This is a genomic window from Streptomyces thermospinosisporus (genome assembly GCF_039526425.1).
GTDB classification, from domain to species: domain Bacteria; phylum Actinomycetota; class Actinomycetes; order Streptomycetales; family Streptomycetaceae; genus Streptomyces; species Streptomyces thermocarboxydovorans.
Window position 1 is genome coordinate 1 of the sequence record NZ_BAAAIZ010000018.1, and the last position, 6871, is coordinate 6871.

A 6871-nucleotide genomic window follows, 5' to 3' on the forward strand; every position below is an offset into this window, starting at 1 on the left:
CGGTGCCTTTCCGGGTTCCGCTTGCGCGTTTCCCTTTCCGGCGCACCCGACTTTATCAGAAGTTTCGGGCCGTACAGACCGGCCATCATTTTCCGATGCGTCGGGAGAAGCTTCTTCGAAATCTCGATCTCAAGAAGCGGAGCAGATGCTCACGGCCGCCGGTCGGGTTCGAACCCCTGTCCAGGCAACTGTTTGAATCTACCTCCCCGCGAGGCCCGTGTCAACGGCTCCCGTGGGGCGAAGAGGAGACTAGCAGCTCAGTGGCGCCGTTTGCACATCAGGCGGCGGTCGGCACGGTCGCGCTGCGCTCGGCCGCGTCCAGGTCCCCCGTCTCGCCCTCCTGAGCCGCCCGCCGGCCCACGACGAAGACGTAGGCGAGGAACGCGAGCTCCGCCAGGACTCCGATGCCGATGCGGGCCCAGGTGGGCAGGCCGGACGGGGTGACGAAGCCTTCGATGGCACCGGCGACGAAGAGGACCAGGGCCAGGCCGATCGCCATGGCCAGCGCCGCCCGGCCCTCCTCGGCGAGGGCGCTGCGCCGGGTGCGCGGGCCGGGGTCGACCAGGGTCCAGCCGAGGCGCAGTCCGGTACCGGCGGCGACGAAGACGGCGGTCAGCTCCAGCAGCCCGTGGGGCAGGACGAGGCCGAGGAAGACGTCGAGCCGGCCCGCCGAGTGCATCAGACCGAAGCCGACGCCCAGGTTGAGCATGTTGAGGAAGAGGATCCAGATGACGGGGAGGCCGAGGAAGATCCCGAAGACCAGGCACAGGGCGGCTGCCCAGGCGTTGTTCGTCCACACCTGGGCGGCGAAGGAGGCCGCCGGGTGGCTGGAGTAGTACGTCTCGTACTGGCCTCCGGGGCGGGTCAGCTCGCGCAGCTCGGTGGGGGCGGCGATGGCGGCCTGCACCTCGGGGTGGGTGCCGATCCACCAGCCGAGCAGGACCGCCACGGCGGTGGACAGCAGGGCCGTGGGCACCCACCAGCGGCGGGCGCGGTAGACGGCGGCCGGGAAGCTGTGGGTGAGGAAGTGGGTGACGTCCCGCCAGGAGGCTCGTCGGGTGCCGGTCACCGCGCCCCGTGCGCGGGCCACCAGCTGGCTGAGCCGGCCGGTCAGCTGGGGGTCGGGGGCCGCCGACTGGATCAGCGACAGGTGTGTGGCGGTGCGCTGGTAGAGGGAGACCAGTTCGTCGACCTCCGCGCCGTTGAGCAGGCGCTGGCGGCGGAGCAGGGCGTCGAGGCGGTCCCACTCCACGCGGTGGGCGGAGACGAAGACGTCGAGGTCCATCTGTGTGCCTGCTCCTCGGCTCGGTCTCGGTCGATCGACACGGTCTGCGGACCCCGGTGATCGGTGATCGCGTTGATCGGGTGGTCGTACTGCGGTGCGATGTGCCATCAGCTTGGCAGACTGGCGGTGTTCGGATCATCGCAGGGGAAGGGCGGCATGCGTGAGTGAGCTGGTGACGGGCGAGGCCGTGGCATTGGAGCTGCGGCCCGCGAGGCTGCCCAGCAGGGCGCTGGCCGTGCTGCTCGACCTGGTGGTCGCCATGGTGGTCTTCATGCTGGCGACGGTGGCGCTGGTGCTGGCCACCGCTTCCCTGGACGAGGCCGCGCAGACAGCGATATCCCTCTCGGCTTTCGTGCTGATCCTGGTGGGCGGGCCCATCGCGGTGGAGACGCTGAGCCATGGCCGGTCGCTGGGGAAGCTGGCGTGCGGGCTGCGGGTGGTGCGGGACGACGGCGGACCGATCCGTTTCCGGCACGCTCTGGTGCGGGGTCTGATCGGTGTCATCGAGATCCTGATGACGCTCGGGGTGGTGGCGTGCATCGCCTCGCTCGTCTCGGCACGGGGACGGCGGCTCGGTGATGTGTTCGCCGGGACGCTCGTGGTGCGGGAGCGGATGCCGGCGGGGCAGGCGGGCTTCCTGCCGCCGCCTCCGCCGTGGCTGGTCGGCCGGTTCTCGGGGCTGGATCTGTCGGCGGTGCCGGACAGTCTGTGGCTGGCCGTCCGGCAGTACCTGGGCCGGATGCGGCAGCTCGATCCGCGGGTGGGCTGGTCGATGGCGGAGCGGCTGGCGGCGGATGTCGCGGAGCGTACGGGAACGCCGGTGCCGCAGGGGGTGCCGCCGGCGGCGTATCTCGCCGCGGTGCTGCAGGAGCGGCAGGCCCGGGAGGCCCGGCGGGCCTTCGGGGGCGGGGCGATGGGGCGGTCCCCCGCAGGACCGTCCCCCGCGGTGGGGCAGTCCCCGGCAGTGGGGCAGTCCCCCTCCGTTCCTGCGCCTTCGGTTCCTCCCCTTTCGGCTCCTGCCCCTTCCGTTCCTGCGCCGTCCGTCCCTCCCCCTTCGGCTCCCGCCTCTTCCGTCCCTGCGCCTGCGGCGGACGTGACGGGGTCCTCGCCTCAGAGGCCGTCCGCGCCCTCCGCGCCCCAGGGGCCGACGGACTCGCAGAGCCCCGCCGCTCCGCAAACGCCCGCCGCGCCCCAGTCCCCGTCGCAGCCGTCCGGGTCGCCTGCCTCTGAAACTCCGAAGACCCAGCATCAGCCCGAGCCGGCGGACGAGCAGGCCTCCACGAGGTTCGTCCCGCCCGTGTGACGGGACACGGCGAAGCGGCGGCGTTCAGTCGAAGACCGAGGGGGGCGTCTCCAGGTCCTCCAGCTCGATGCCGGGGGCGGCAAGGACGACGTCCCCGGCGATGTGCACGCTGTGCCGTTCGCCCGTGTCCAGGGCTGTGACCTGGTATTCGTCCACGATCAGAGGGCCGTTGTCAGTGGCGTGTGCTTCTCTTTTCACCAGCGCCCAGGACTGATCCACGGTGCGCGGGGCGAGCACGGGATCGGTGAAGGCGACGAGGCGTACGCGGGTGGCCGGTGACGAGGGGGTGAGGCGCAGCAGACGGGTCGTGGCGACGAGGAACGCGGGGGACGTGCCGGTGAAGGCGTGGGCGCGCACATTGCCTTCCGTGGCGTGGGTTCCCGTGGGGTCCGTGCGGACCCAGGTGACGCCGTCGAGGGCGGCGCCGCGGACCTGCCAGTCGGCGGCGTGGAGTTCCAGGCGGAGGGGGCGGCCGAGTTCGTCCAGGGCGAGGTCGACCGAGCCCAGGTGATCGCCGGACGGGGCGGTGAGCTGGGAGACGTAGCGCCAGCCGGAGGGGCCGGGGGCGCAGTGGAAGTGCTCTTCTGCGAGGGGGGTGTGGTCGTGCGGATCGTGGAGCGAATAGCGGCCGCGGGGCATGAGGGTCCTGAGTCGTGACGGGCTGAACCGGTCGCCTGGTCCGTCCATGGGGCAGGCCCCCGGCACGGGGGTGCGGGGGCCTGCCTCGAAGAACCTGCTGCCGCGGGCTCAGTAGCGGTAGTGGTCCGGCTTGTACGGGCCCTCGACCTTCACGCCGATGTACTCGGCCTGCTCGGGGCGGAGCTTGGTCAGCTTCACGCCGAGGGCGTCGAGGTGGAGCCGGGCGACCTTCTCGTCGAGGTGCTTGGGCAGCACGTAGACGCCGGTCGGGTACTCGTCGGGCTTGGTGAACAGCTCGATCTGGGCCAGGGTCTGGTCCGCGAAGGAGTTGGACATCACGAACGACGGGTGGCCGGTGGCGTTGCCCAGGTTCAGCAGGCGGCCCTCGGACAGGACGATGATCGCCTTGCCGTCGGGGAAGGTCCACTTGTGGACCTGCGGCTTGATCTCGTCCTTGACGATGCCGGGGACCCTGGCGAGGCCGGCCATGTCGATCTCGTTGTCGAAGTGGCCGATGTTGCCGACGATCGCCTGGTGCTTCATCTTGGCCATGTCCGAGGCCATGATGATGTCCCGGTTGCCGGTCGTGGTGATGAAGATGTCGGCGGTCTCGACGACCTCGTCGAGGGTGGTGACCTGGTAGCCGTCCATGGCGGCCTGCAGGGCGCAGATCGGGTCGATCTCGGTGACGATCACGCGGGCGCCCTGGCCGCGCAGCGACTCGGCGCAGCCCTTGCCGACGTCGCCGTAGCCGCACACGACGGCGGTCTTGCCGCCGATCAGGGTGTCGGTGGCGCGGTTGATGCCGTCGATCAGGGAGTGGCGGCAGCCGTACTTGTTGTCGAACTTCGACTTGGTGACGGCGTCGTTGACGTTGATCGCCGGGAACAGGAGGGTGCCCTCGCGCTGCATCTCGTACAGGCGGTGGACGCCGGTGGTGGTCTCCTCGGTGACGCCGCGGATCTCGGAGGAGAGCTGCGTCCACTTCTGCGGGTTCTCGCTCAGGGTGCGGGTGAGCAGTTCGAGGATGACGCGGTGCTCCTCGGACTCGGCGGTGTCGGGCGAGGGGACCTTGCCGTCCTTCTCGTACTCGACGCCCTTGTGGACGAGGAGGGTGGCGTCGCCGCCGTCGTCGAGGATCATGTTGGGGCCGCCGGTGGGGCTGTCCGGCCAGGTCAGCGCCTGCTCCGTGCACCACCAGTACTCCTGCAGCGTCTCGCCCTTCCAGGCGAAGACGGGGACGCCCCGCGGGTTGTCGGGCGTGCCGTCGGGGCCGACGGCGACGGCGGCCGCGGCGTGGTCCTGGGTGGAGAAGATGTTGCAGGAGGCCCAGCGGACCCGTGCGCCGAGGGCGACCAGGGTCTCGATCAGGACGGCGGTCTGCACGGTCATGTGCAGGGAGCCGGTGATGCGGGCGCCGGCGAGGGGCTGGGCCTCGGCGTACTCCTTGCGGATCGCCATCAGGCCCGGCATCTCGTGCTCGGCGAGGGTGATCTCCTTGCGGCCGAACTCGGCCAGGGAGAGGTCGGCGACCTTGAAGTCCTGTCGGTTCTCGACAGTCGTCATTGCGAGCTGCTCCTCGGGTTGGGTCGAGGTGGTCTGGCTGGTCTGCGCGGCGGCGGACACAGGGGTGCCCGAAAGAGGGCACAGGCATGCCCGCGTACGCGCAGCGCAGTCCGTCGGAGGCCCTCTCTCCCTCGGCCGGCCGCAGTGGACCGCCCGACCGCCATCAGCAGCGACGTCTGGCTCCGTCCCAAGCTACACCGGAGCCGCCTGCGATCCCCAGTCCGCCCGGGAACACTTCCGGCCATCTGGGGCCGGCCCCGGTCGGGCCCTTGGGGCACGGGGGGCCGGCGAAGGAGGCCGCCGTCTTCCGTGCGGGAGGCGGCCGCCTGCCGTACGGGCGGCCGGGCCTCCGGTGCCGTCAGGGCCCGGCCTCCGGTGCCGTCAGGGCCGGACCTCCGGTGCGTCAGTGGCCTGCGGTCTCCGGGCCGGGACCGCCGGGGGTGGCCTCCGGGTCGGGGCCCTTGGCGACCTCGGCCTCGCTGTAGATGTCGGGCTCGAGGTAGATGACGCGGGCGATCGGGACGGCCTCGCGGATGCGGGCCTCGGCGGCGTCGATGGCGGCGGCGATCTCCGCTGCGGTCTCGTCGTGCCGGACGGCGATCTTGGCGGCGATCAGCAGCTCCTCCGGGCCGAGGTGGAGGGTGCGCATGTGGATGATGCGGGTCACGGTGTCGCCGTCGACGATGGCCGCCTCGATCTTCGCGGTCTCCTCGGCGCCCGCGGACTCGCCGAGCAGCAGCGATTTGGTCTCGGCGGCCAGGACGAGGGCGATCAGGATGAGCAGCACGCCGATGCACAGGGTGCCGATGCCGTCCCAGAGGCTGTCGCCGGTGAGCAGGGCGAGGCCGACACCGCCGAGGGCGAGGATCAGACCGACGAGGGCGCCGAGGTCCTCCAGCAGGACCACGGGCAGCTCGGGGGCCTTGGCGTGGCGGACGAACTCCTTCCAGGAGCGGCGGCCGCGCAGGGCGTTGGACTCCTTGATGGCGGTGCGGAAGGAGAAGCCCTCGGCGATGATCGCGAAGACGAGCACGCCGACGGGCCAGTACCAGTGCTCCAGCTCGTGCGGGTGCTTGATCTTCTCGTAGCCCTCGTAGAGGGCGAACATGCCACCGACCGAGAAGAGCACGATGGAGACCAGGAACGCGTAGATGTAGCGCTCCCGGCCGTAGCCGAAGGGGTGCTGGGGGGTGGCCTGGCGCTGGGCCTTCTTGCCGCCGACCAGCAGCAGTGCCTGGTTGCCGGAGTCGGCGACCGAGTGCACGGACTCGGCGAGCATCGACGAGGAGCCACTGAAGAGGAACGCCACGAACTTCGATACCGCGATCGCGAGGTTCGCGGCGAGTGCCGCCACGATCGCCTTGGTGCCGCCTGACGCGCTCATGTGTCCGCGTTGTCCCTTCGTACGCCGCTTTCCCGGCCCCGGGGCGGGCGCGTGCGACCGCTCGGGGCGTGAACCGTCCTGTGACGGTGGGCCATTGTTGCAGCCCGCCGCAGCACCGGCGCGTCAGGTCCGGATCAGCGGGCGGTCAGGCGACGACGGTGGCCCGGAAGAGCGTGCCGGTGCCGGACACTTCGGCCTTCTCGCCCGCCGCGACGAACACGGACTGGCCCGGCGTCAGCTCGTGTTCGCCGGCCCGGACGGTGCCGGCGGTGCACAGCAGGATCTGCGGGGATTCGCGGGTCAGGTCGTATATGGCGCCGCCCGCGGGCAGGACGTAGCGGGAGAGCCGGAACTCGTCGGTGGGGGTGTCGTAGACCTCCTCGCCGTCGGGTGTGGCCTCCGGGCGCAGCACCGAGGGGTCGCCGGCCTCGAAGCGGACGATGCGCAGCAGTTCGGGCACGTCGACGTGCTTGGGGGTGAGGCCGCAGCGCAGCACGTTGTCGGAGTTGGCCATGATCTCCACGCCGAGGCCGCTGAGGTAGGCGTGGGGGACGCCGGCGCCGAGGTAGAGGGCCTCGCCGGGCTGGAGCCGGACGTGGTTGAGGAGCATCGCGGCGATGACGCCGGGGTCGCCCGGGTAGTGGTGGGCGATGACGGCGTAGGGGGCCAGGTCGCCGCCGAGGCGGTCGCAGGC

Annotated in this window: 5 protein-coding genes and 1 pseudogene; 1 reads left to right on the forward strand and 5 read right to left on the reverse strand. The window is 71.2% G+C overall.

The window, feature by feature from the left end; all coding sequences use genetic code 11:
* Positions 1–277 precede the first annotated feature (277 nt).
* The gene (locus ABD207_RS08050) at positions 278–1285 is read right to left on the reverse strand and encodes a stage II sporulation protein M (RefSeq protein WP_344011182.1); all 1008 of its coding nucleotides are present in this window, start codon (positions 1283–1285) and stop codon (positions 278–280) included.
* A 160-nt stretch (positions 1286–1445) separates the two neighbouring features.
* Between ABD207_RS08050 and ABD207_RS08055 the strand changes: the two genes are divergently transcribed.
* Complete coding sequence (locus ABD207_RS08055) at positions 1446–2588, forward strand: RDD family protein (protein WP_344011184.1); 1143 nt, start codon at positions 1446–1448, stop codon at positions 2586–2588.
* A 24-nt stretch (positions 2589–2612) separates the two neighbouring features.
* Here the strand turns inward: ABD207_RS08055 and ABD207_RS08060 are convergent, their stop codons facing one another.
* The 4 genes and pseudogenes from ABD207_RS08060 to ABD207_RS08075 form a co-directional block, all read right to left on the reverse strand.
* Positions 2613–3227 (reverse strand): hypothetical protein, encoded by a 615-nt coding sequence (locus ABD207_RS08060; protein WP_344011185.1) that lies wholly within the window; start codon positions 3225–3227, stop codon positions 2613–2615.
* Positions 3228–3335: 108 nt separating this feature from the next.
* On the reverse strand, positions 3336–4793 hold the full coding sequence (gene ahcY, locus ABD207_RS08065; RefSeq protein ID WP_344011186.1) for an adenosylhomocysteinase: 1458 nt from the start codon (positions 4791–4793) through the stop codon (positions 3336–3338).
* A 403-nt stretch (positions 4794–5196) separates the two neighbouring features.
* Positions 5197–6177 (reverse strand): cation diffusion facilitator family transporter, encoded by a 981-nt coding sequence (locus tag ABD207_RS08070; RefSeq protein WP_344011187.1) that lies wholly within the window; start codon positions 6175–6177, stop codon positions 5197–5199.
* A 145-nt stretch (positions 6178–6322) separates the two neighbouring features.
* Positions 6323–6871 (reverse strand): annotated as a pseudogene (locus tag ABD207_RS08075) (mannose-6-phosphate isomerase, class I); the annotation flags it as partial.

Excerpts from the sequence above, each read along its gene's own strand:
- ABD207_RS08050 (WP_344011182.1), bottom strand. The coding sequence starts at position 1,285 with ATGGACCTCGACGTCTTCGTCTCCGCCCACCGCGTGGAGTGGGACCGC.
- ABD207_RS08060 (WP_344011185.1), bottom strand. The coding sequence starts at position 3,227 with ATGCCCCGCGGCCGCTATTCGCTCCACGATCCGCACGACCACACCCCC.
- ahcY (WP_344011186.1), bottom strand. The coding sequence starts at position 4,793 with ATGACGACTGTCGAGAACCGACAGGACTTCAAGGTCGCCGACCTCTCC.
- ABD207_RS08070 (WP_344011187.1), bottom strand. The coding sequence starts at position 6,177 with ATGAGCGCGTCAGGCGGCACCAAGGCGATCGTGGCGGCACTCGCCGCG.